The 22,983-nt window shown below is 68.1% G+C and carries 23 protein-coding genes; 13 read left to right on the top strand and 10 right to left on the bottom strand.

Annotation, left to right across the window (positions count from 1 at the left end):
- Position 1: 1 nt before the first annotated feature.
- The 5 genes from plsY to H8B03_RS05000 are packed head-to-tail and all read right to left on the bottom strand — an operon-like array spanning position 2 to position 3,938.
- Positions 2-610 (bottom strand): glycerol-3-phosphate 1-O-acyltransferase PlsY, encoded by a 609-nt coding sequence (gene plsY / locus H8B03_RS04980; RefSeq protein WP_193140763.1) that lies wholly within the window; start codon positions 608-610, stop codon positions 2-4.
- Positions 610-1,893 (bottom strand): dihydroorotase, encoded by a 1,284-nt coding sequence (gene pyrC / locus H8B03_RS04985; RefSeq protein ID WP_193140624.1) that lies wholly within the window; start codon positions 1,891-1,893, stop codon positions 610-612. Before pyrC ends, plsY begins: the two co-directional genes overlap by 1 nt.
- Positions 1,890-2,429: an aspartate carbamoyltransferase catalytic subunit gene (locus tag H8B03_RS04990; RefSeq protein WP_193140625.1), complete on the bottom strand. Its 540-nt coding sequence runs from the start codon at positions 2,427-2,429 to the stop codon at positions 1,890-1,892. The genes pyrC and H8B03_RS04990 overlap by 4 nt, the downstream gene beginning before the upstream one ends.
- A 1-nt stretch (position 2,430) precedes the next feature.
- Positions 2,431-3,000 carry a hypothetical protein gene (locus H8B03_RS04995; RefSeq protein ID WP_193140626.1) on the bottom strand — a complete coding sequence of 190 codons (570 nt, stop codon included), beginning with the start codon at positions 2,998-3,000 and terminating at the stop codon, positions 2,431-2,433.
- Positions 3,000-3,938: an aspartate carbamoyltransferase catalytic subunit gene (locus H8B03_RS05000; protein WP_193140627.1), complete on the bottom strand. Its 939-nt coding sequence runs from the start codon at positions 3,936-3,938 to the stop codon at positions 3,000-3,002. The genes H8B03_RS04995 and H8B03_RS05000 overlap by 1 nt, the downstream gene beginning before the upstream one ends.
- Before the next feature lie 111 nt (positions 3,939-4,049).
- On the opposite strand from H8B03_RS05000, the gene H8B03_RS05005 reads away from it, so the two are divergent.
- Complete coding sequence (locus tag H8B03_RS05005) at positions 4,050-4,832, top strand: uracil-DNA glycosylase family protein (protein ID WP_193140628.1); 783 nt, start codon at positions 4,050-4,052, stop codon at positions 4,830-4,832.
- On the opposite strand, the gene H8B03_RS05010 is transcribed toward H8B03_RS05005, so the two are convergent.
- Positions 4,803-5,717 carry a DMT family transporter gene (locus H8B03_RS05010; protein ID WP_193140629.1) on the bottom strand — a complete coding sequence of 305 codons (915 nt, stop codon included), beginning with the start codon at positions 5,715-5,717 and terminating at the stop codon, positions 4,803-4,805. The two genes, H8B03_RS05005 and H8B03_RS05010, sit on opposite strands and share 30 nt — an antisense overlap.
- A 128-nt stretch (positions 5,718-5,845) precedes the next feature.
- On the opposite strand from H8B03_RS05010, the gene moaB reads away from it, so the two are divergent.
- The 3 genes from moaB to H8B03_RS05025 all read left to right on the top strand — a co-directional run bounded on the left by moaB (position 5,846) and on the right by H8B03_RS05025 (position 11,354).
- Positions 5,846-6,388, top strand: a complete 543-nt coding sequence (gene moaB, locus H8B03_RS05015) for a molybdenum cofactor biosynthesis protein B (protein WP_193140630.1) — start codon at positions 5,846-5,848, stop codon at positions 6,386-6,388.
- Between the two features lie 106 nt (positions 6,389-6,494).
- Entirely contained in the window at positions 6,495-7,952 is a 1,458-nt protein-coding gene (locus H8B03_RS05020) for an efflux RND transporter periplasmic adaptor subunit (RefSeq protein ID WP_193140631.1), read from the top strand.
- Between the two features lie 3 nt (positions 7,953-7,955).
- A complete protein-coding gene (locus tag H8B03_RS05025; protein ID WP_226925695.1) occupies positions 7,956-11,354 on the top strand; it encodes an efflux RND transporter permease subunit in 3,399 nt (1,132 codons plus the stop codon).
- Positions 11,355-11,358: 4 nt separating this feature from the next.
- Here H8B03_RS05025 and H8B03_RS05030 read toward each other — a convergent pair whose 3' ends face one another.
- A complete protein-coding gene (locus H8B03_RS05030; RefSeq protein WP_193140632.1) occupies positions 11,359-12,168 on the bottom strand; it encodes a protein-disulfide reductase DsbD domain-containing protein in 810 nt (269 codons plus the stop codon).
- A 136-nt stretch (positions 12,169-12,304) separates the two neighbouring features.
- Between H8B03_RS05030 and H8B03_RS05035 the strand changes: the two genes are divergently transcribed.
- On the top strand, positions 12,305-12,862 hold the full coding sequence (locus H8B03_RS05035; protein ID WP_193140633.1) for a YqgE/AlgH family protein: 558 nt from the start codon (positions 12,305-12,307) through the stop codon (positions 12,860-12,862).
- Between the two features lie 87 nt (positions 12,863-12,949).
- Here H8B03_RS05035 and H8B03_RS05040 read toward each other — a convergent pair whose 3' ends face one another.
- Positions 12,950-13,939: an L-threonylcarbamoyladenylate synthase gene (locus tag H8B03_RS05040; RefSeq protein WP_193140634.1), complete on the bottom strand. Its 990-nt coding sequence runs from the start codon at positions 13,937-13,939 to the stop codon at positions 12,950-12,952.
- Between the two features lie 77 nt (positions 13,940-14,016).
- Between H8B03_RS05040 and H8B03_RS05045 the strand changes: the two genes are divergently transcribed.
- The 4 genes from H8B03_RS05045 (at position 14,017) to H8B03_RS05060 (ending at position 17,619) form a co-directional block, all read left to right on the top strand.
- Complete coding sequence (locus H8B03_RS05045; protein WP_193140765.1) at positions 14,017-15,729, top strand: acyl-CoA dehydrogenase; 1,713 nt, start codon at positions 14,017-14,019, stop codon at positions 15,727-15,729.
- Positions 15,726-16,769, top strand: coding sequence for an MBL fold metallo-hydrolase (locus H8B03_RS05050; RefSeq protein WP_394355446.1), 1,044 nt, complete (start codon positions 15,726-15,728; stop codon positions 16,767-16,769). The genes H8B03_RS05045 and H8B03_RS05050 overlap by 4 nt, the downstream gene beginning before the upstream one ends.
- An 80-nt stretch (positions 16,770-16,849) precedes the next feature.
- Positions 16,850-16,984, top strand: coding sequence for an aa3-type cytochrome c oxidase subunit IV (locus H8B03_RS05055; RefSeq protein ID WP_193140635.1), 135 nt, complete (start codon positions 16,850-16,852; stop codon positions 16,982-16,984).
- A 59-nt stretch (positions 16,985-17,043) separates the two neighbouring features.
- A complete protein-coding gene (locus tag H8B03_RS05060) occupies positions 17,044-17,619 on the top strand; it encodes a hypothetical protein (RefSeq protein ID WP_193140636.1) in 576 nt (191 codons plus the stop codon).
- Positions 17,620-17,677: 58 nt separating this feature from the next.
- On the opposite strand, the gene H8B03_RS05065 is transcribed toward H8B03_RS05060, so the two are convergent.
- Together H8B03_RS05065 and H8B03_RS05070 are read right to left on the bottom strand one after the other, a co-directional pair.
- Positions 17,678-18,007 (bottom strand): AzlD domain-containing protein, encoded by a 330-nt coding sequence (locus H8B03_RS05065; protein ID WP_193140637.1) that lies wholly within the window; start codon positions 18,005-18,007, stop codon positions 17,678-17,680.
- Entirely contained in the window at positions 18,004-18,735 is a 732-nt protein-coding gene (locus tag H8B03_RS05070) for an AzlC family ABC transporter permease (protein WP_394355447.1), read from the bottom strand. The genes H8B03_RS05065 and H8B03_RS05070 overlap by 4 nt, the downstream gene beginning before the upstream one ends.
- Before the next feature lie 60 nt (positions 18,736-18,795).
- Here H8B03_RS05070 and H8B03_RS05075 point away from each other — a divergent pair, with 60 nt between their 5' ends.
- From H8B03_RS05075 to glp, 4 genes are read left to right on the top strand one after another with little or no spacing between them, the layout of a single operon-like run.
- A complete protein-coding gene (locus H8B03_RS05075; protein ID WP_193140638.1) occupies positions 18,796-19,680 on the top strand; it encodes a formate dehydrogenase accessory sulfurtransferase FdhD in 885 nt (294 codons plus the stop codon).
- Positions 19,677-20,300 carry a molybdenum cofactor guanylyltransferase MobA gene (mobA, locus tag H8B03_RS05080; protein ID WP_193140639.1) on the top strand — a complete coding sequence of 208 codons (624 nt, stop codon included), beginning with the start codon at positions 19,677-19,679 and terminating at the stop codon, positions 20,298-20,300. Before H8B03_RS05075 ends, mobA begins: the two co-directional genes overlap by 4 nt.
- A complete protein-coding gene (gene mobB / locus H8B03_RS05085; RefSeq protein WP_193140640.1) occupies positions 20,297-20,791 on the top strand; it encodes a molybdopterin-guanine dinucleotide biosynthesis protein B in 495 nt (164 codons plus the stop codon). The genes mobA and mobB overlap by 4 nt, the downstream gene beginning before the upstream one ends.
- On the top strand, positions 20,788-22,941 hold the full coding sequence (gene glp, locus H8B03_RS05090) for a gephyrin-like molybdotransferase Glp (RefSeq protein ID WP_193140641.1): 2,154 nt from the start codon (positions 20,788-20,790) through the stop codon (positions 22,939-22,941). Before mobB ends, glp begins: the two co-directional genes overlap by 4 nt.
- The last annotated feature ends 42 nt before the right edge of the window (positions 22,942-22,983 follow it).

A 22,983-nucleotide genomic window follows, 5' to 3' on the forward strand; every position in this document is an offset into this window, starting at 1 on the left:
GTCAGGTTTTCCGGCCGATCCTTGGTTCGGTTCCTTCCCGCAGGCGGCGAATGTTCGCGCTGTGGCGGTAAAAGACCAGGACGGCCAGGGCAATGGTCAGAAGCGTAAGCTCGGATTGTCCCAAGGCAAGGGCCCAGAGCGGAGAAAGTGCTGCCGCCGTCAGCGCCGCCAGCGAGGAATAGCGCAGAACGGCGGCCATCACGGCCCATGTGGCGCAGGCGGCCAGTCCCACCGGAAACGACAGCGCCAACAGCGTGCCCAGGAAAGTGGCCACCCCCTTGCCGCCCTTGAAGCCCAGCCAGATCGGGAAACAATGGCCCAGGAAGGCGGCGAAACCCGCCAGTTGCGCCGCGTCCTCGCCCGCCAGCGCGCGGGCGGTCAGCACCGCGATGGCGCCTTTGCCCGCGTCCAGCACCAGCGTCAGGAAGGCGGCCAGCTTGTTGCCGGTGCGCAGCACGTTGGTGGCGCCGATGTTGCCCGAGCCGATCTGGCGCAGGTCGCCCAGCCCGAAAACGCGCGCCATGACGATGCCGAAGGGCATCGAGCCCAGCAGGTAGGCCAGCAGCGCGGTCACGGCGAGGCCGGCAAGCGGGGTGGTCAGCGCCGGGATCATGTGCCGAACACCCGTGTGCCGCCGACCCATGTGCCGCGCACCCGGCCTTGCAGGCGGGCGCCGTCGAAGGGCGTGTTCTTGGATTTCGAATGCAGCGTGAACCGGTCCAGCACGAAGGGCGTGTCGGGGTTGAACAGCACCAGGTCCGCCGGGGCGCCATCGGCCAGCCGCCCGCCGGGCAGGCCCAGCCGCCGGGCGGGGTTCAGCGCCATGGCGCGAAACAGCCCCGGCAGGTCCATCTGGCCGGCGTGATACAGGCGCAGCGCGGCGGGCAGCAGGGTTTCCAGACCCACGGCGCCGCTGGCGGCTTCCTCGAACGGCAGGCGCTTGGATTCCTCGTCCTGCGGGGTGTGGAAGGAACTGAGCGTGTCGATCAGCCCCTCGCGCACCGCCTCGACCATGGCCATCCGGTCATCCTCGTCGCGCAGGGGCGGCTTGACCTTGAAGAACGTGCGGTAGTTGCCGACGTCCAGCGCGTTCAGCGTCAGGTGATGGATCGAGATCCCGGCGGTGACATCCAGCCCCGCCGCCTTGGCGCGGCGCAGGGCAGGCAATGCGGCGCGGGTGGTGATCTGGTCGGCGTGATAGCGCGCCGCGGTCATCTCGACCAACGCCAGATCGCGTTCCAGCCCCATGCGCTCGGCCATGGGCGACACCGACGGCAGACCGCGCAGGGTGGCGAATTTGCCCGACGATGCGGCTGCCCCGGCGCTGAGCCCCGGCTCTTGCGGATGCGCCACAACCAGCGCGCCCAGACCGGCGGCATAGCTCAGGCAGCGCGAGAACACCTTGGTGTCGGTCATCACCCGGTCGCCATCGGAAAAGGCGACGGCGCCGGCATCCTTCAGAAAACCGATCTCGACCATCTCGCGGCCGTCGCGGTTGCGGGTCAGGGCGGCCATGGGGGCGATGCGTACCGGGCAGGCGTCATAGCCGCGCCGCATGGCGAATTCCAGCGTTTCGGGATTGTCGATCGGGGTCGCGGTGTCGGCGCGGGTGACCATGGTCGTCACCCCGCCCGCGGCAGCGGCCAGACCGGCGGTCTTGAAGCTTTCCTTGTGGCGCTCGCCCGGTTCGCCCACCTTCACGCCCATGTCGACGATGCCTGGGGCCAGGCATTGGCCGTCGCAGTCCAGGACGGTGGCCTCGGGATGATCGGCGGGCGTGGTGGCGGCGGGCAGCACACGGGCGATCACGCCCCGGTCCACCAGAAGCGCGCCGGGTGCTTCGGTTCCGGCCTCGGGATCGATCAGGCGGGCGTTGTAGAAGAGTTGCGTCATAGGGCCTCTCGCTGCAGGCGGCGCATCCGGTCATAGACCGCGCGGCTGTCGGGGAGATGGGTAAATCCGATGCGGCGGCGTTTGCTGCCTTGTGCGGTTTTCACGAAGTCGGTGGCGAACCAGATGTGATCGGGCGGGCCTTCCTCGTGGTCCAGCGGTGTGACCGGGCCGATGGGATAGGCGTCAAGCGTGCGGCGTCCCAGCAGGTTGGTGGCAATGAAGGCGCGCCGGTTGGTCAGGGAATACCAGGTGTGGCGGCGGCGCCAGACCCCCAGCGCGATCTTGCCGCCCGCGCGGCTCAGACCCATCACCAGAAACGGCAGCCCCATCAGCGGAAACACCAGCCCCATGAAAGAGGCATCCGCGCCGATCCCCAGCGCCTTGGCCATCCAGAACAGCGAAAACACCGTCACCGCCAGCCCGAACAGGGTCTCGCGCAGGGTCTGGGCGCGCCAGTCAGGGCGCGGGTCGGGCTGACCCTGCCAAAGCAGCTCTTCCCCGGGTTCCAGGATGTCGTCCCAGCCATTGCCCGTCACGTCAGCCCCCCGCGCCCAGAAGTGCGACGGTCAGCACCAGCAGGCCAGCGGCCAGCAGGGCGGCCAACATCCATTTGCCGGCGGGGGCCTTCTGTGGCGGCTGCGCGGTCGTGGGCGGCGTGACCGCGACCGGGTCCACCTTGGCGCGCGCCAGCGGGCGCGCAGTGGCAGGCGCACGGGTGCTGTCCAACATCAGCAGCGGCGTCAGGACGGGGCCGGGGCGCAGGGTGACGTCGCCGCCGTCGAAGGCGCGGGACTGGGCGATCAACAGGGTGCCGTCAAGGGTGGCCAGCCGGGCGGCTTCGGCATCCAGTTGATCACGGGGCACGTCGTGGCCTTCGACCAGATAGGCGTGCAGGCCAAGATCCCGAATGTCGGACAGCGGCAGAACGGTCAGCCACCACGGATCGACCGAGGCCACGCCAAAGGCCTGTGCGGCCAGATCGGCGGCTTCGGGTGCCTCGGTGGCCAGCGCCGTGCGCAGGGCCGCGCCCTCGGCACTGTCGGTGTCCAGCCGGTACAGGCGCAGCACGCCGCTTTCATGGGGGGCGACGGTGGGGTCCAGATCCATCAGGCAGCCTCCGCTCGCAGGTTGCGGGCCAGCAGGTCCATCGCCGCCATGCGCACCGCGACGCCCATTTCCACCTGTTCCTGAATGACCGAGCGGTTGATGTCGTCGGCCAGCGTGCCGTCGATCTCGACCCCGCGATTCATCGGGCCGGGATGCATGACGATGGCGTCGGGCTTGGCATGGCCCAGCTTTTCGGCATCCAGCCCGTAGCGGTGATAGTATTCGCGCTCGGACGGAACGAAGCCGCCGTCCATGCGTTCCTTCTGAAGCCGCAGCATCATCACCACATCGCAGCCTGCGATGCCCTCGCGCATGTCGTCATAGACCTCGACCCCCAGGTCCTTCATCGGGCCGGGGATCAGCGTGGGCGGGCCCACAAGGCGGACGCGGTTTTCCATCTTGCCCAGCAGCAGGATGTTGGATCGCGCCACGCGGCTGTGGGCGATATCACCGCAGATGGCGATGTTCAGGCGGTGCAGGCGGCCCTTGGCGCGGCGGATGGTCAGCGCGTCCAGCAGCGCCTGGGTGGGGTGTTCGTGGCGTCCGTCGCCGGCGTTCAGCACCGCGCAATTGACCTTCTGGGCCAGCAGGTCCACGGCGCCCGAATGCGGGTGGCGCACCACCAGAAGGTCGGGATGCATGGCGTTCAGGGTCATCGCCGTGTCGATCAGGGTTTCGCCCTTCTTGATCGAACTGGCCTGCATCGCCATGTTCATCACGTCCGCGCCCAGCCGCTTGCCCGCCAGTTCGAAACTGGACTGCGTGCGCGTCGAGTTTTCGAAGAACATGTTGATCTGGGTCAGACCGGCCAGCACGTCGGAACGTTTCTGCGCCCGCCGGTTCAGGTCCACATAGCTGTCGGCCAGATCCAGAAGCGTCGTGATCTCGGTCGGGTGAAGCGGTTCAATGCCCAAGAGGTGCCGTCCGCGGTAGGTCATGCGCGCCCCGATCTGTCTGCGTGTCGCCGGGGTTATACGGGGGCGCGCCAAAGGCGGCAAGCGGCGCGGGCGCAATTGCGCGGGCCTTCGCGCGGCGATAGGGTCGCGGCCATGTATCACGGATCCGAAGCCGAAGCACTCAAGGCGCTGCTGGACTGGCAGGCCGAAATGGGTGCCGATCTTCCCATCGGGGAGGCGCCGGTGAACCGCTATGCCGATCCGGTGGCGCAGACGCCGCCCGCGCAGGCGGTTCCGGCGGCAGCGGTGGCCGCACCGATGGCCGCCCCGCAGGTCGACCCCGTGGCCGAAGCGCAGGCGATGGCCGAGGCCGCAAACGATCTGCCCGCCCTGCGCGCGGCGATGGAGGCCTTTGCCCATTGCGACCTGAAGCTGGGCGCGACGCAACTGGTGTTTTCCGACGGTGTGCCCGGCGCGCGGGTGATGATCGTCGGCGAAGCGCCGGGCCGCGAGGAAGACCAGCAGGGTAAGCCCTTCGTGGGCCGCGCCGGGCAGCTTCTGGACCGGATGCTGGCCGCCATCGGGCTGGATCGGCGGGCCGAGGAACCGGACCGCGCGGTCTATATCTCGAACATCCTGCCATGGCGGCCGCCGCAGAATCGCACGCCGACACCCGAGGAAATCGCCATGCTGGGCCCGTTCATCCGCCGCCATGTGGATCTGGCCGCGCCCGAGGTTCTGGTGCTGATGGGCAATGTCGCCTGCCAGGGCATGCTGGGCAAGAAAGGCATCAACCGCCTGCGCGGCACCTGGGGCGAGGCCACCGGCCGTCCGGCCCTGCCGATGTTCCACCCGGCCTACCTGTTGCGCAACCCGGCCGCCAAGCGCGAGGCTTGGGCCGATCTGCTAGCGTTGCGCGGGCGCCTGAACGGCTGAGGTCCGCCCGCGCCGCTGTGCCACAAGCACGCCGCCAAAGACGCAGGCCAGCCCGGCGATCTGCAGCGGGGTCACCGTCTCGCCCAGGATCAGTGCGCCCAGGATCATCGCGAAAACCGGGATCAGTTGCAGAAATACTCCCACCCGCGCCGGGCCCAGCACGCTGACCCCCCGGTTCCAGGAATACAGCGCCAGGATCGACGCCCCGATGGCGACGTAGGCCAGACCGAAGATCACCTCTCCTGACAGGGGGATCTGGTGAATCGGCGTGGGCGCGAAGGGGACAAGCATCAGCATCAGCAGGCTGCCCAGGGTCGCGAACAACCCCAGCGCCGACAGGGGCTTCAGCGGGATCTTGAAGCGCTGGTAGGCGACCGTATAGGCCGCCCAGGCCGTGGCCGCCCCCAGCAGGAACGCCGGACCGCGGATGCCGCTGACGCCCCCGACATCCCGACCGCTGAGCACCAGAAGCGCGCCCAGAAAGGCCAGCGCGCTGCCTGCGATCTGGCCGCCGGTCAGGGCGGTGCCATCCCAGAATCGCGCCAACAGCAGGATCAGGATCGGCGCCAGCCCGGTGATGATCCCGGCCTCGGCCACGGTGGCGGTCTGCAAGCCCGCATAAAGAAGCGTGTTGAAACCGGTGATGGCCAAGGCCGACAGCGCCAGGATCTGCAACGGCTGCGCGCGCAGGGCCGCGGCAATCGCGCGCCGGTCGCGCAGCACCAGTGGCAACAGGATCAGCGCCGCCAGCAGCCAGCGCAGGAAGTTCAGGTTGATCGGGTCGATCACCTCGCGCAGCGCCCGCGCGGTGATGAAATTCCCGGCCCACAGAAGCTGGGCCAGCGTGGCAAAAGCGGCGGCGACAAGCAGGGGGCGATTGGACATGGAGGCTCCGGGCAATGGCGCGGCGACCATGCCAGTGCGCACGGTGCGGGACCAGTGGAAAACACGCAGGCTTGCTGGACCTTGCGCCATGCCCCTGCTTAGGTGCGGCCAACGCAAGGAGACATCTCATGGCACGCATCGACGACAGCAAAGACTTCATCCCGGTCCGCATCGCGGTCCTGACCGTGTCCGACAGCCGGGCGATGGAAGACGACCGCTCGGGACAGGTGCTGGTGGACCGAATCGCAGCGGCTGGCCACCGGCTGGCCGACCGCAAGATCCTGCGAGACGAGCGTGCCGAGATCGCCGATCAGTTGCGCGCCTGGTGCGCCGACCCCGAAATCGACGTGGTGATTTCCACGGGCGGCACCGGTCTGACCGGCCGCGATGTGACGGTCGAGGCGCACCGCGATGTCTATGAAAAGGAAATCGAGGCGTTCGGCACGGTTTTCACCCTGCTGTCGATGGAAAAGATCGGCACATCGGCGGTGCAAAGCCGCGCCACCGGTGGTGTGGCGCAGGGCACCTATCTGTTTGCGTTGCCCGGCTCTCCGGGGGCATGCAAGGATGCCTGGGATGGAATTTTAAGCAACCAACTCGATTATCGGCACATGCCGTGCAATTTCGTGGAAATTTTTCCGCGTCTGGACGAACATTTGCGACGGAAGTAGCCGCGTGATCCGTTCAAGACACTGAAACTTGGATGCGCGGCCCGCGCGGACTAGATTTGACAGGGGTTCGGGAAAGCCGGACCCGATGTGAAGAGGACGTCACCTGATGCTGTTCCTGCGGCGCGCCCTGACCGGCGTTTTGCTCTTTGCACTGACCTTCGGGGCGCTCGGCTGGGCCGGGACCTCGGTCTATCGGGCTGTGCAGGCGATGTTGGCCGAAGAGGACCGTCAGCGCCCCGCGCGTGAGGTCGTGCTGGCGGTGAACGTGGTGACCGTGACGCCCGAGCGCGTGGTGCCGGTGATGGATGTGTTCGGTGAAATCCGCTCGCATCGCATTCTCGAGGTGCGCGCCACCAGCACCGGCAAGCTGGTCGAACTGTCGCCCGATTTCCGCGATGGCGGCGAAGTGACCGAGGGCGATCAACTGGCCCTGATCGATCCGGCCAAGGCCAAGGCCGACCTGGCGCTGGCCCGCGCCGACCTGGCCGAGGCCGAGGCCGATCTGCGCGATTCCCGCCGCGCGTTGGAACTGGCGCAGGATGAACTGGGCGTGGCCATCGAACAGGCCGATCTGCGGGCGCAGGCGCTGTCGCGGCAGAACGATCTGTCGGATCGCGGGGTCGGCAGTGTCTCTGCCGTGGAAACCGCCGCCCTGGCCGCTGCGCAGGCCCGGCAATCGGTGGTGTCGCGGCGGCAGGCCGTGGCTACGGCGGAAACCCGCATCGAACAGGCGGCGGCCAAGCGTGACCGCTCCCGCATCGCCATGGAGGAAGCCCAGCGGCTGCTGGACGAAAAAAGCATCCGCGCCAAGTTCACCGGTACCTTGTCGGATGTCACGGTGGTCGAGGGCGGGCTGGTCTCGGCCAATGAGCGCATGGCACGGCTGGTCGATCCTTCCGCCCTTGAGGTGGCCTTTCGCCTGTCCACCGCCCAATACGCCCGTCTTCTGGATGACAGCGGCGGCCTGCGCCGCGCCCCGATCGAGGTGCGGATGGATGTGGCCGGTCTGAACCTGCGTGCCGAGGGCGCCATCGAGCGGGTCAGCGCCGAGGTCGGCGAGGGTCAGTCCGGGCGCGAGGTCTTTGCCCGGCTCAGCACGTCCGTGGGCTTTCGCCCCGGCGATATCGTCACCGTGCAGATCCGCGAGGCGCCCATCGGTGGTGTCGCCCGTCTGCCGGCCCGCGCCCTTGGCAGCGACGGCGCGGTGCTGGTGGTGGGCGACGATGACCGGCTGCAGGCGCATCAGGTGGAACTGATCCGGCGGCAAGGCGACACGGTTCTGGTCCGTGCGCCCGATCTAGTCGGAGCCGAGGTGGTGGCGCAACGCATCCCGTCGCTGGGCACCGGTCTGAAGGTCCGGCCGATCCGTCCCGAAGGCACCGAAGCGCCCGAGCCCGAACCAATGGTCACCCTGACCCCCGAACATCGCGCCCGCCTGATCGCCGCGGTGCAGGGCAACAACCGGATGCCGGCCGAGGCGCGCGACCGGGTACTGTCGATCCTTGCGCAGGACGAGGTGCCCGCCCGCGTTGTCGAACGCATCGAAGAGCGGATGGGAGGCTAGGCCATGCACCTGCCCCAACTGCCCTCCGGTGACGCGATGCGCGGCGGCATCATCGCCTATTTCACCCGCCACGGCACCGCCGCCAACCTGCTGCTGGTGATCCTTGTAGTGCTGGGGCTGGCCGCCGCCCCCCAGATGCGCGCCCAGTTCTTTCCCGACGTGGTTCTGGAAGAAATCAACATCCGTGTCGATTGGGACGGGGCCGGACCCGAGGACGTGGACCGCGCCATCATCGGCCCGCTGCTGCCGGCGGTGCGCGACGTGGATGGCGCCGTGGAGACCACCGCCAATTCCCGCGAAGGCCGCGCCACCCTGTCGATGGAGTTCGAACCCGGCTGGGACATGGCGCAGGCGCAGGCGGATGTGGAAACCGCCGTCGCCTCGGTCATCGACCTGCCCGACGATTCCGATCCGCCCGAGGTCACCCGGCGGGCGTGGCGCGACCGGGTGACGGATGTGGTGATCACCGGCCCCGTCGGGGTCGAGCAACTGGCGCGGTTCGCCGACGACCTGACCCTGCGCCTGTTCGAGGCCGGGGTGACCCGCACCACCCTGCGCGGCGTCGCCGCGCCCGAGATCGTGGTCATCGTCGAAACCCGCGACCTGATCCGGCATGACACCTCGCTGGCCGAGATCGCCGCCGCAATCGGCGCCGAGGCCGCCGCCGAACCCGCCGGCGACGTCGATGCCGCCAATGCCCGTCTGCGCAGCGGCACCGAGCGGCGCAGCGCCGATGAAATTGCCACCATCGCCCTGCGCTCCGAACCCGATGGCACCACGCTGACCATCGGCGATATCGCCCGCCTTGAAACCGGCGGCGTGGATCGCGAACAGGCCTACTACGTGGGCGTCAATCCGGCGATATCGCTGCGCGTCGACCGTTCAGCCCAGGGCGACGCCATCAAGCTGCAGAACACCGTCGAGGAGGTGGCGCGCGAGATGGAGCTGGACCTGCCCGCCGGCGTCCACATCGACCTGATCCGCACCCGGTCCGAGGCCATCACCGGGCGTCTGAACATCCTGTTCACCAACGGGCTGACCGGGCTGGCGCTGGTGGTGGGGCTGCTGTTCCTGTTCCTCAACGCCCGCACCGCGCTGTGGGTGGCCGCCGGGATCCCGGTGGCGATGCTGACGGCGGTGGCGATCATGTACGCGGGCGGGGTGTCGCTGAACATGATCTCGCTGTTCGGGCTGATCATCACCCTCGGGATCGTGGTGGACGATGCCATCGTCGTGGGCGAGCACGCCGATTTTCGCGCCCGGCGGCTGGGCGAAAGCCCCGAGGACGCCGCCATCAACGCCGCCCGCCGCATGGCGCTGCCGGTGTTTTCGGCCACCATCACCACGATCATCGCCTTCTGGGCCCTGACTACCATCGGCGGCCGGTTCGGAGAGTTGATCCGCGACATTCCGATCACCGTGGTGGCGGTGCTGGCGGCCTCGCTGGTGGAATGCTTCCTGATCCTGCCGCACCACATGCGCCACGCGCTGATGCACACCGCGCAGGACCATTGGTACGACTGGCCCAGCCGAAAGTTCAATGAAGGCTTCCGCTGGCTGCGCGAGCATCTGTTCCGCCCGCTGATCGGGCTGGTCATCACCGCCCGCTACCCGGTGATTGCCGGGGTGCTGCTGATCCTGTCCACGCAGGTGGTGCTGTTCCTGGACGGCAAGGTGACCTGGCGGTTCTTCAATGCGCCGGAACAGGGTTCGGTCACCGGCAATTTCGCCATGGCCGAAGGCGCCACCCGCGAAGACACCTTTGCCCAGATGGTCGAGATGCAGCGCGCCGCCGAAGTGGTGGCCGAGCGTCTGGAAGCCGAACATGGCGCCAACCCGCTGGCCTATGTGCTGGCGCAACTGGGCGGCACCACCGGGCGCGGCATCGCCTCGGCCGAGAACAAGGACAACGATCTGCTGGGATCGCTGGCCATCGACCTGATCGACGCCGACCTGCGCCCCTATTCCGCCTTCGCCTTCGTCGCTGCCCTGCAGGAAGAAACCCGCCGCCTGCCGCAGACCGAGGAAATCAGCTTTCGCGGCTGGCGTTCCGGCCCCGGCGGCGATGCGCTGGACGTGCGCTTGTACGGCTCTGATCCGCGCCGCCTGAAGGAGGCCGCAGAAGCGCTGAAGCGCGAGGTGGTGATCTATCCCGAGGTCTCGGCGGTGCAGGACAGCATGTCGTGGGACAAGGACGAGATCATCCTCGACCTGACCCCGCAGGCCCGCGTTCTGGGCTTCACGATCGACGATGTCGGCCGGGTCCTGCGCCAGCGCCTGAACGGGATCGAGGCCGCGCGCTTCCCCGATGGCATCCGCACCGCCACGATCCGGGTCGAGGTCGCCGAGGAAGAACAGACCGCCGACTACCTGCAAAGCCTGCTGCTGCGCGCGCCGTCGGGGCAATACGTGCCGCTGGCCGACCTGGTCACCGTGCGGCAAGAGCCGGGGTTCTCGACCATCACCCGCAAGAACGGGGTGCAGACCATCACCGTCAGCGGCGACATCTCGGACGATGATGCCGCCCGCGCCGAGGAAATCCTCGAGACCCTGCGCGCCGAGATCCTGCCCAGGATCGAGGCCGAGTATCAGGTCAGCTGGCGCCTGTCGGGGCTGGCCGAACAGGAAAACGAATTCCTCTCCGATGCCTCGGTCGGTTTCACTCTGTGCCTGCTGGGGATCTATCTGACGCTGGCCTGGATCTTTGCCAGCTGGGCGCGGCCGCTGGTCATCATGGCGATCATTCCCTTCGGCCTGGTCGGCACGATCTGGGGCCACTACACCTGGGATGTGCCGCTGTCGATGTTCTCGGTGGTCGGGCTGATCGGCATGACCGGGATCATCATCAACGATTCCATCGTGCTGATCACCACCGTGGACGACTACGGCAAGACGCGCGGCCTGCGTCCGGCCATCGTCGATGCGGTCTGCGATCGTCTGCGCCCGGTGCTGCTGACCACACTGACCACGGTGCTGGGGCTGGCGCCGCTGCTGTACGAACGTTCGGTGCAGGCGCTGTTCCTGAAGCCCACGGTGATCACGCTGGTCTACGGGCTGGGCTTCGGCGTGGTGATGGTGCTGTTCGTGGTGCCGGCGCTGCTGGCGGCGGGGCAGGACTTCTCGCAAAGCCTGCGGGCCGGGCGGCGCGCGCTGCGGGCCGGGCGACGGGGCGGGGTGGCCGCCTGGGCCTCGGCGGGTCTGGCCGCGGCTCTGGCGGGTTGGTTTGCGGTGACGCTGGGCGCGCAGATCGTGACCGGGACCATGCTGCTGCCGCTGGGACCGCTGCCCCAGACCGGCGCCATCGGCCTGGCCTTCGCGATCTTCGCCGCGGGCGCTGTTCTGGTGACGGTGCTGGTCTACGTGATCGCCGCGACCTTGCAGATGCGGCGCCGGGCGGCCTGACCGCTCAGGAAGCGGAGCAGCCCTTCATCTCGACCGCGCGCGTCTGGCCCAGGACGGTCACCCGCAGGTCCGACCGGCTGAAGGCAAAGGGCTGGGCCTCGGGCGGCACCAGCTCGGCGGTGGCCACAAGAATGTGACCCTCCCGTGAACTCACGGGCGCCGAAATCCACAGGTCCTGCCGTCCGGTTTCAAACACCACCCGCTCGGTCGTGCCCTGCGGGGGCACGGCGATTCGCGCGGTCAGTTGCAAGCCATCGGCGATGGGATTCACCCGGCAGGACACCGTGCGCGGCCCGTCCACCCGGTCGGGTTGCGCGGCCAGCGCGCCGCGAATGGCGCCCTCGTGGCCCCGGTCGCCCTGGCCGACGGTGCCGCCAAACACCGCGTCCACCGGCACGCAGACATCGCGGCAGACACCGACCGAGGCCAGCCCGTCCAGCCGTACCGGGGCCGAGGCATCGCGCGGAAACAGCTCCACCGGCAAGACGAATTCATCCTTGTAGCCAAGGGTTTCGGCACCGGCGTCCTGGAAAATCTCGGGCCGGGGCCAATAAACCTGCACCGCCTTCAGATTGTCGGACGCGCCCCAGTCGAACTGCGGAGGAATGCCGCTGTCGCCGGGATTGCGCCAATAGGTCTTCCACCCGGCGTCCAGCGTGATCCGCAGCCCGGCCATCACGGTACCGCGCTCGGTCTGCCAGCCATCCAGAACGGTGATCCCGATCAGGTCGCCCATCTCCTGGGCCGCGACAGTCGACGCCCCGGCACAGAGGGCAAGGGCAGAGGTTGCAAGCAGGGTGCGAAGTGATGTCATGAGACCGGCTTGCCATGCCCCGATCCCCGAGAAAAGTCACAATCCGGAGAGTATCTTACCAAGGTGTCGCGCCCCCTTGAAGAAGGGGTGGTGTTTGCCCCATCCTTGAAGGATGACACAGGGTGATGACACAGCGATGGATCTCAGCGGCAAATTGCTGATCGCCATGCCGGGCATGGCCGACCCGCGCTTCCAGAAAAGCGTGATCTTCCTGTGCGCGCATTCGGACGAGGGCGCCATGGGGCTGGTGATCAACCACCCCGCGCGGGAATTGTCCTTCCCGCTGCTGCTCGAGCAACTGTCGATCGACCCCGGCGCGGATCAGGGGCCGATGCCCGTGGTCTACCTGGGCGGGCCGGTGGAGCACGCGCGGGGCTTCGTGCTGCACTCGGCGGACTATCACGGCGCGGCGGGCACCCTGCAGGTCGACGCCCGCTTCGGGATGACCGCGACGCAGGACATTCTCGAAGACATTGCGCGCGGCAGCGGCCCGCACGCCTGCCTGCTGGCGCTGGGGTACTCCGGCTGGGGGCCGGGGCAGATCGAAACCGAATTGCAGGAAAACGCCTGGCTTGTGGGCGAGGCCAACGAGCAGATCGTGTTTTCTGCCGACAGCGACGCCAAATGGACAGCCGCGCTGGCCCTCATGGGCATCGATCCGCTGACCCTGTCCGGTGCCGCCGGGCGCGCCTGAGCCGATACCCCCATTTCTTTTTGGCAAAAATACTCATCCGACCGCGCCACAATTCCCTCCCGCCAAACCCGGCATGACCCGCACCGGTCACGCGCGCGGCGCGGCGGCCCGCGTCAACCGATCATTGATGGCCGTTCCCAGCCCATGGTCGGGGATCGGCGAGACCGCGATGGTGGTGACCTCGGGCGTGTCCAGTTTATGCAGCATGGCAAACAGGTTGGCCGTCGCTTCCACCAGATCGGCGTTGCGCGACAGGTTCAGCACGGCACCCTCCACCGGGCCGAAGCCCAGCAGCGTTTCCCCCGTACGCGGCGCTTGTGCATTCAGGCGCAGGCGGGCGTTCGGGGCATAGTGCGATGTCAGCTGTCCGGGGGCCGAGGGCCGGTCGGGCTGATGGTCTGGCAACCGGGCCAAGGGCGCACCAAGGGCCGCTTCCAAAACCTCGGCGGGCAGGCCGCCGGGTCTGAGCAGCATCGGCGGTCCGGTCACGTCCAGAATGGTGCTTTCCACCCCCACCGCGCAGGCGCCGCCGTCCAGCACGGCATCGATGCGCCCCTCCAGCCCCTGCATCACATGGGCGGCGTGGGTCGGGCTGATCCGGCCCGAGGGGTTGGCCGAAGGCGCGGCCACCGGAATCGCCGCCGCGCGCAGCAATTCCTGCGCAAGGGGCGCGACCGGCACCCGCACGGCCACGGTCTCCAACCCGGCAGTGACCAGCCGCGACAACCCGCTTGCGGGGGTAACCGGCAGCACCAGTGTCAGCGGACCGGGCCAGAAGGCGGCGGCAAGGGCTTCCGCGGCGGGGCCGACCTGGGCGATGGTTCGGACCGCGTCCAGATCCGGCAGATGCACGATCAACGGGTTGAAGGATGGCCGCGCCTTGGCGGCATAGATCCCGGCCACCGCCGCATCGTCGCGCGCATCCGCGCCCAGCCCGTAGACCGTCTCGGTCGGGAAGGCGACGAGGCTGCCCGCACGCAACAGCGCGGCGGCCACGTTGATCCCCTCGGCATCCGGCGCCAGCATCCGGGTCTTGCGGTCAGGCGATTGTGACGCCGCGTCTTGATTGTGTGCCATGATCGCTTGATTAGTCTGGTGCCGGGACGGGCACAACAGGCCCGCTTTGTGCCGTTGCGCCTTTTGAGAGGAAGATGATGCCCTATACCGCCCCCGTGTCGGAGTTCAAGTTCACGCTGGATCACGTGGTGGATCTGGCTCAGGTCGCGGCCACCGACCGGTTTTCCGAGGCCACGGCGGATGTTTGCGAGGCGATCCTGACCGAGGCCGGGCGGCTTTGCGCTGACATCATGGCGCCGCTGAACCGGGCCGGCGACCTGACCCCCGCGCGGCTGGAAAACGGCGTGGTGCGGACCTCTCCGGGCTTTGCCGAAGGCTACAGGGCGATTGCCGAGGGCGGCTGGGTCGGCATCTCGGCCAGCCCCGAACATGGCGGCATGGGGCTGCCCTTTGCCCTGTCGGTGGCGCTGAACGACATGATGTCGGGGGCCTGCCTGTCGCTGCAACTGTGTCCGCTGCTCAGCCAGGGCCAGATCGAGGCGCTGGAAGCCCATGCCAGCGACGACTTGAAGGCGCTCTACCTGCCCAAGCTGATCTCGGGCGAATGGACCGGCACCATGAACCTGACCGAACCGCAGGCCGGGTCGGACGTGGGCGCGCTCAGTTCCAAGGCCGCGGACAACGGCGACGGCACCCATGCGATCACCGGTCAGAAGATCTTCATCTCGTGGGGCGATCACGACGTGGCCGAGAACGTCTGCCATCTGGTGCTGGCGCGGTTGCCCGACGGCAAGCCCGGCACCAAGGGGCTGAGCCTGTTCCTGGTGCCCAAGTTCATCCCCGACGAAGCCGGCAAACCCGGCGTGGCCAACAGCCTGAGCGTGGTCAGCCTTGAACACAAGATGGGCCTGCACGGCTCGCCCACCGCGGTGATGCAGTTCGATGGGGCCACGGGCTGGCTGGTCGGTGCCCCGCACGGCGGCATCGCGGCCATGTTCACCATGATGAACAACGCCCGCCTGAACGTCGGGGCGCAGGGTGTGGGAACCGCCGAAGGCGCCTATCAGCACGCGCTGGCCTATGCGCTGGAACGCAAGCAGGGCCGCACCCCCACCGGGCACCCCACCATCGTCGATCATGCGGATGTGCGGCGGATGCTGACAGCGATGAAGGCCGATATCTTTGCCGCGCGCGCCATCGAACTGGCCTGCGCCGTGGCCATCGACATGGAAACCGCCACAGGCTCGGCCGACTGGTCGGCGCGTGCCGCTTTCCTGACCCCCATCGCCAAGGCCTTCGGGACGGACGTTGGCATCGAGGTGTCCCGCGAAGGCGTGCAGGTGCATGGCGGCATGGGCGTGATCGAGGAAACCGGGGCGGCGCAATTCAGCCGTGACGTGCGCGTCACCGCCATCTACGAGGGCACCAACGGCATCCAGGCCATGGATCTGGTCGGCCGCAAGTTGATGGACGGGGGCGAGGCCGCCTATCGCCTGCTGGAAGAGATCGAAACCCAGGCCGAATCCGCCCGCACCCGCCTTCCGGACCTGGCCGACGCGGTCTGGAATGCCTCGGAAAGCCTGCGCGAAACCACCGAGTGGCTGGTCGGCCAGTCCGACGCCAATCAGCGGTTCGCCGGGGCGGTGGCCTATCTGCGGGCCTTTGCCCGCGTACTGGGCGCGCATTATCATCTGAAGGCGGCGCTGGCCGAGGGCGGCGACGGTCCGCGCACGGCCTTGGCGCGGATCTACATGGGACGGCTGTTGCCGGAATACCTGGGCCTGCTGGAGGAAGTGCGGGTCGGTGCCGATGACCTCTATGCGCTCAGCCTGGAAGATCTGGGCACGTGACCGCGTCGATCCGCCCCGGGATCGTGACACCCTTCCCCGAGGCCCCCGGGCCGGGAGAGGTGATCGCGGTGGCCGAGGGCGTGCTCTGGGCGCGGCTGCCGCTGCCCATGGCGCTGGATCACGTCAATATCTACCTGTTCGAAGACGCGGACGGCTGGACCGCAATTGACACCGGCATTGGCACCAAACGGTCGAAAGCGGCCTGGACGGCGCTGCTGGACGGGCCGCTGGCGGGCAAGCCGGTGGTAAGAGTCATCGTCACCCACCATCATCCCGATCACGTCGGGCTGGCGGGTTGGTTCCAGACAGACCACGGGGCCGAGTTGATCTGCACCCGCACCGCGTGGCTGTTCGCGCGGATGCTGACGCTGGATGAACAGCCCCAGGTGGCCCCCGAAACCGAAGCCTTCTGGCGCAGCGCCGGCATGGCGCCGGATATTCTGGAACAGCGCCTGTCCGAACGTCCCTTCAATTTTGCCGATGTGGTGACGCCCTTGCCGCTGGGCTTCACGCGAATCGCCGAAGGGGATGTGATCCGCTTCGGGGGGCGCGCCTGGGACGTGCGCATCGGCAATGGCCATGCGCCCGAACAGGCCACGCTCTGGAGCCGGGACGATGATCTGGTGCTGGGCGCCGACCAGCTTCTGCCGTCGATCTCGCCCAATATCGGTGTCTACGCGACCGAGCCCGAGGCCGATCCGCTGAGCGATTGGTTCGACAGCTGCCAACGCTTTGCGGACCTTGCCGAGGATCGCCATTTCGTGCTGCCGGGGCACAAGCTGCCCTTCACCGGCCTGCCGCTGCGGATGCGCCAGCTTGAAGACAATCATCATGGTGCGCTGGCGCGGTTGCGTGCCCATCTGGCCACGCCGCAGACCGCCGGGGACTGCTTTTTGCCACTGTTCAAGCGCGAAATCGGCGGTAGCGCCTATGGATTGGCATTGGTCGAGGCGGTGGCGCATCTGAACCACCTGTTGAAACGTGGCGAGCTGCGACGCTGGCGTCGGGACGACGGCGCGTGGCTGTGGCAGGCACTGTGACATTTTGTGCGCGGAATCAGGGGCGTGACACGCCTCTCTGGCTGCGCTAAAGCGGTTCGGGCGTAAAAGGGAGATCACCTATGTCTGATTACAAGCACGGCGAGATGGACATCAGTGTCCAGGAAAAGACCTTCGAGGGCTTCACCAAGACTGTGGCCTACGGGGCCGTGGTCTGCATCTGCATTCTGATCTTCATGGGTCTGGTCAACGGCTGATCCGACCCGGGCGCGCCGAGATGCGGTTATCTTCAGTCTTGTGTCGCGCCCTCGTTCTGATGGCGGGATTGGTTGTTCTTGGTGCCTGCGCGCAGCCGACGCCGCAGGCGGGCCCTGTCGAGATCGCGCAGGCCCGCTATGTGTCCAGCGCGCCGCCGTCGCTGACGCTGGTCACCTCGATCCGCAACGCCGATGACAGCGGCGCCCATTCGGCGCTGATCATCAACGGGCCGGAACGGGTGGTCTTCAACCCCGCTGGAAGCTGGCGGCATCCGCTGGCGCCCGAGCGCGGTGATGTCCATTACGGGTTCACCCCCGGCATGGAAAACTGGTTCTTCAACTATCACGCGCGGATCACCTATCGCATCAAGGCCCAGACCCTTGAGGTGCCGCCCGAAGTCGCCGCGCAGGCGCTGGCGCTGGTGCAGCAGGTGGGTTCGGTCGGGCCGGCGCGCTGTACCTTGTCGATCACAGGCGTGCTGCGGCAACTGCCCGGCTTCGAGGATTTCCCGATGACCTGGCGGCCGCGCAAGGCCGAGCGGTCGTTCGATGCCTATCCCGGTGTTGTTACGCGGCTGTACGTGGATGACAGCCCCGACGACTGGTCGGACCTGGACCTGGAATTCAACGACTAGACCTGTTGCGGGGCGGGGGATCGCCTCCGGCGGGAGTATTTGTCCCAAGAAGAACGGGTCAGGGGATCAGGGCCAGAAGCGCGAAGAGCGTGACCATACCCACCAGCACCGAAGCCACGACGTTGCGCGTATAGAGGCCGACGCCAAGGGTGACCGCGGCGGCGGCCAGGCGGGCCGGATCCAGTGTGCCGCCGGTGGCCTCGGGCCACAGGATCAGCGGCGCCACGAGGCCCGGCATCACCGCCACCGGCGTGTAGCGCAGCAGGCGCAACAGCCAGTTCGGCAGCGGGCGATCGCCCACCAGTCCCAGAAACGAGAAGCGGATCAGGAAGGTGCCGATCCCGAGGCCGACGATCACGGCCCAGACGGTGGCATCGGATTGGGTCATGCGCGACGCTCCATCCAGATCTCGCAGGCCGCCCCGGCGGCCATGGCCAGCACGGCGGCCACGATCAGGCCCAGGCTGTAGGGGATCCAGCTGAAGGCCAGCGCCATGCAGGTGGACGTGAGGGCTGCCACCACATGCGGCAGGGTTTTCAGCGCCGGGGCAATCAGGGCCAGGAAGGTGATGGGCACCGCGAAATCCAGCGGCAGCCCCGGCGGGATCGCGGCGCCCAGGACCGCGCCCAGCAGCGTCGCGGCGTACCAGGGAATGGCGATCATCGTGAAGGCGCCGAGGATATAGGCGACGCGGTCGCTGACGGTCATTGCCGGCGGGCTTTCGAAGCGCGCGATTGACACCGCATAGGTCTGGTCAACCAGACCGTAGCAGATGAGCAGCCGCTGCCACAGTGGCGCCGCACCGAGGTAGGGCACAAGCGAGGCCGAGTACATTGCCATCCGCAGGTTGACGGCCAGCGCGGTCAGCAGCGCGATCAGCGTCGGCGCATCTTCGACCATCAGTTGCACGGCTGTGAACTGCGCAGCGCCGGCGATCACCAGCATGGAGAACCCCATGACCTGCGCCAGATTCAGACCGGCCTCGGTGCCGACCACGCCAAAGAGCAAGGCGAAGGGGATGATGACCAGCAGGAACGGGGCGCCGGCCACCGCACCTTTGCCGAAACTGCCTGCGATGACACCGCCTTGGGATGAATTCGCGCTGGAACCTGTCACGGCGACTCCTTAACGTCCTGTGAACAATCCCGAGCTACGCCAAGCAGGCAGGAGAGGCAATTGTCCGAGCGACCCGAAACACGCGCATTGCTGATCGCTCCAGACCCCAAGGCCCCCGGTTTGACCCGTGCGGTCACCGGCGTGGATCACACTGGCCAGCCCTGCGACCTGTCGGTGGTCGAGGAGCGGCCATTGACCATCTATCTGAACAGCCGCGAGATCGTGACGGCGATGACCATCGGGGATTATCCCGAATATCTGGGCGTCGGGTTCCTGCGCAACCAGGGGATGCTGCGCGACAGCGATGTGATCACCGGCGTCGATTTCGATGCCGAGTTGGAAGTGGTGGTGGTGCGCACCGCCGAACAGACCGACCATGAGGACAAGCTGAAGAAGAAGACCCGAACCTCGGGCTGCGCCGTGGGCACGGTCTTTGGCGACATGATGGAGGGGCTGGAGGGGCTGGAACTGCCGCCTGCGCAGGTGCGGACCTCGGACCTTTATGCGCTGGCACGGCAGATCAACACGCTGCCCAGCCTCTACCTTGAGGCCGGGGCGATCCATGGCTCGGTGCTGTGCAAGGGAGATCAGCCGCTGGTCTACATGGAAGACGTCGGTCGTCACAACGCGGTGGACAAGATCGCGGGCTGGATGGTGACCGAAGGCGCCTCGGGCGCGGACAAGGTGCTGTATACCACCGGGCGGCTGACCTCGGAGATGGTGATCAAGACCGCGCTGATGGGCATTCCGGTGCTCGCCTCGCGCTCGGGCTTCACGGCCTGGGGGGTAGAGATCGCGCGGCAGGTGGGGCTGACCCTGATCGGCCGGATGCGCGGCCAGCGGTTCGTCTGCCTCAGTGGGGCAGAACGGCTGGTCTGGGACGCGGATCCGGAGGCCCAACCGGCCGAGGACCGCCGCCACCGCCGCAAGGGGGCACCGGCATGAGTTTTGGTGTGCTGAACCTTGGCGGCGTGATTCTTTCCGGCGGTCAGGCGCGGCGCATGGGCGGCGGCGACAAGGGCGCGCTGGTGCTGGGGGGGCGCAGCCTGCTGGACCGGGTGATCGACCGCCTGGGGCCGCAGGTGGGGCCGATGATGCTGAACGCCAACGGCGATGCGGCGCGCTTTGCCGAATACGGGTTGCCGGTCCGGGGTGACAGCCTGCCGGGGTATCCGGGCCCGCTGGCGGGGGTTCTGGCCGGTCTCGACTGGGCAGCCGAGGCGGGGCTGACCCATATCATCACCGCCGCCGCCGACACGCCGTTCTTTCCCGCCGACCTTGCGCCGCGTCTGGCGCGCGCCGCCGAACGCGCCGCCACGCCGATTGCGCTGGCTGCCACGCAGGAAGGCGGGCGGATGACCCGGCACCCGACCTTCGGGCTGTGGCCCGTGGCGCTGCGCGCCGATCTGCGGGCCGCGCTTGAGGATGGTTTGCGCAAGGTGGTGCTGTGGACCGACAAGCATGGCGCGGCCTCGACCGCATTCCACGACGACGCCTTCTTCAACATCAACACGCCCGAGGATCTGGCCCGCGCCGAGCGGATGGTGCGCGAGGGCGTGCAATGAGGCTGTTCGGCGTCGCGGGCTGGAAGAACGCGGGCAAGACCGGGCTGATGGAACGGTTGGTGACCGAAATCACCGGGCGGGGGCTCAGCGTCTCGACGGTGAAACACGCCCATCACGCCTTCGACGTGGATCATGCGGGGCGCGACAGCCATCGGCACCGGCAGGCGGGGGCGAGCGAGGTTCTGGTGGCCTCGGGCCATCGCTGGGCGTTGATGCATGAACTGCGCAACCGGGCAGAGCCGCCGTTGGAACTGCTGCTGGACAAGCTGTCGCCGGTCGATCTGGTGCTGATCGAGGGCTACAAGCGCGAGCGGCATCCCAAGATCGAAGCCTGGCGGCAGGCGGCCGGACACGCGCTGATCGCACCCGAGGATCCGACGATCCGCGCCGTGGCCTCGGACATGGTGTTGCCCGATCTGACGGTGCCTCGGTTCGATCTGGACGATACTGGCGCCATTGCGGATTTCATCCTGGCCGAGGTCGGGCTGTGACGCGATTCGACACGGTGCTGGTGGTCGATTGGTCCGGCGGCAAGGATCGCGGGGCCACGCCCAAGGCTGATGCCATCTGGACCTGTGTCGCCCGGAATGGCGATGCCGAGCCGCCGGTCTATCACCGCAATCGTCAGGTGGCCGAAGCCGCCCTGCGGGAGTTTCTTAAGGCCGAACTGCGCGCCGGTCGCCGGGTTCTGGCCGGCTTCGATTTTGCCTTCGGCTATCCGGCGGGATTCGCCGAGGCGCTGACCGGGCGCGCCGATGCGCTGGCCCTGTGGGAGTGGGTCGAGGCGCGGATCACCGACACGCCCGAGAACAACAACCGTTTCGATCTGGCCGCAGAGATCAACGCCCGCTTCCCTGGCGACGGGCCGTTCTGGGGCAATGGCCTGAAGCGCGAGATCGTGGGGCTGCCGCGCGGCACAAGCGGGCTGGACCGCGCCGCCACCGGATTGGCGGAACGTCGTCAGGTCGAAAGACACCTGCCCGGGGCGTTCTCTTGCTGGCAGTTGGCCGGGGCTGGGGCCGTGGGCTCGCAGACCCTGATGGGGCTGCCGGTTCTGGCGCGGCTGCGGCGCGCGCTGGCCGGGCGCATCGCGGTCTGGCCGTTCGAGCCAAGTGTCGAGGCGAGTGTGGTTCTGGCCGAGGTCTACCCCTCGATTCTGGCCGAGGCGGTCTTAGCGCAGATGGCCGAGGATCCTGCCGCCATCAAGGACGCGGTGCAGGTCGAGGTGCTGGCCCGCGCACTGTCCCGGCTGGCCGCAAGCGACGGCCTTGGTCCGCTTTTGTCCGCCGCGCCGACCGGGGCACTGGCGGAAGGCTGGATTCTGGGCGCCGGGGCCGAAGCGCAGTTGCGTCAGGCGGCGCGGGGCGATCAGCCGCTGCGCCCGCCACCGCTGCGCAACGATTGTTTCGCCCTGCCGCAAGGCGTCGTTTGGACACCGGTGGCCGACGCTCTGGACGCCCTGCGCGCCCGGATCCGCCCGGTGACCGGCACTGAACGCCTGCCCTTGTCGCAGGCCCTTGGCCGGGTATTGGCTGAACCCGCCGTCGCCCGGCGCGCCAACCCGCCCGGCGCCAATTCGGCGGTGGATGGCTATGGTTTTGCCGGGGCTTCGATCGGCGCGGGGCCACAGGTTCTGCCGCTGGTGGACGGCCGCGCCGCCGCCGGGGCACCGTTTCATGGCCGCGTCCCCGAGGGCCACGCGATCCGCATCCTGACCGGGGCGCTGCTGCCCGAGGGGGTCGATACCGTGGTGCTGGAGGAAGACTGCGCGCTTGGCGGCGGGCAGGTGGCGTTCGAGGGTCCGGTGAAGCCCGGCGCAAATGCCCGCAAGGCCGGCGAGGATGTGCAGGCCGGGGCCGAGGTTCTGGTCGCAGGCCGCCGGCTTGGCCCGCCGGACCTGGCGCTGCTGGCCGCCACCGGGCTGGCCGAGGTCGCGGTTCACAGGCCGCTGCGGGTGGGCGTGGTATCAACCGGTGACGAGTTGGTGGCGCCGGGGGAAGACATGGATCCCGGCAAGACCTTCGACGCCAACCGTCCGATGTTGCTGGGGCTGATCGCGGACTGGGGGCATACGGCGGTGGACCTGGGGCAGGTCGCCGACACGCGCGATGCCGTGCGCGCGGCGCTGGATGGCGCGGCGGCGCAGGTGGATGCGGTGCTGACCTCGGGCGGGGCTTCGGCAGGAGATGAAGATCACGTCTCGGCCCTGCTGCGCGAAGAGGGGAACTTGCAGACCTGGCGCGTGGCAATGAAACCGGGGCGGCCACTGGCGCTCGCGCTATGGCAGGGGGTGCCGGTGGTCGGCCTGCCGGGCAACCCGGTGGCGGCCTTCGTCTGCAGCCTGGTTTTCGCGCGTCCGATGCTGGCGGCGCTGTCCGGGCAGGGCTGGCCCGTGCCGCAGGGATTCAGCGTTCCGGCCGCATTTTCCAAGCGCAAGAAGGCCGGGCGGCGGGAATATCTGCGCGCGCGGCTGGATGCGAATGGGCGGGCAGAGGTCTTTGCCTCGGAAGGCTCGGGCCGGGTCTCGGGGCTAAGCTGGGCTTGCGGATTGGTGGAACTGGACGAAGACGCCCGCGAGATTTCCCCCGGCGATCCGGTGCGCTTCGTGCCCTATGGCAGCTTTGGGGTGCGGGGCGGGTAGGGGAGCCTTCCCCCGATGACCCATCTCCCCCGGGACCATTGC

Origin of the sequence: Meridianimarinicoccus sp. MJW13, from assembly GCF_014901205.1 — a bacterium.
Classification (GTDB): Bacteria; Pseudomonadota; Alphaproteobacteria; order Rhodobacterales; family Rhodobacteraceae; genus Meridianimarinicoccus.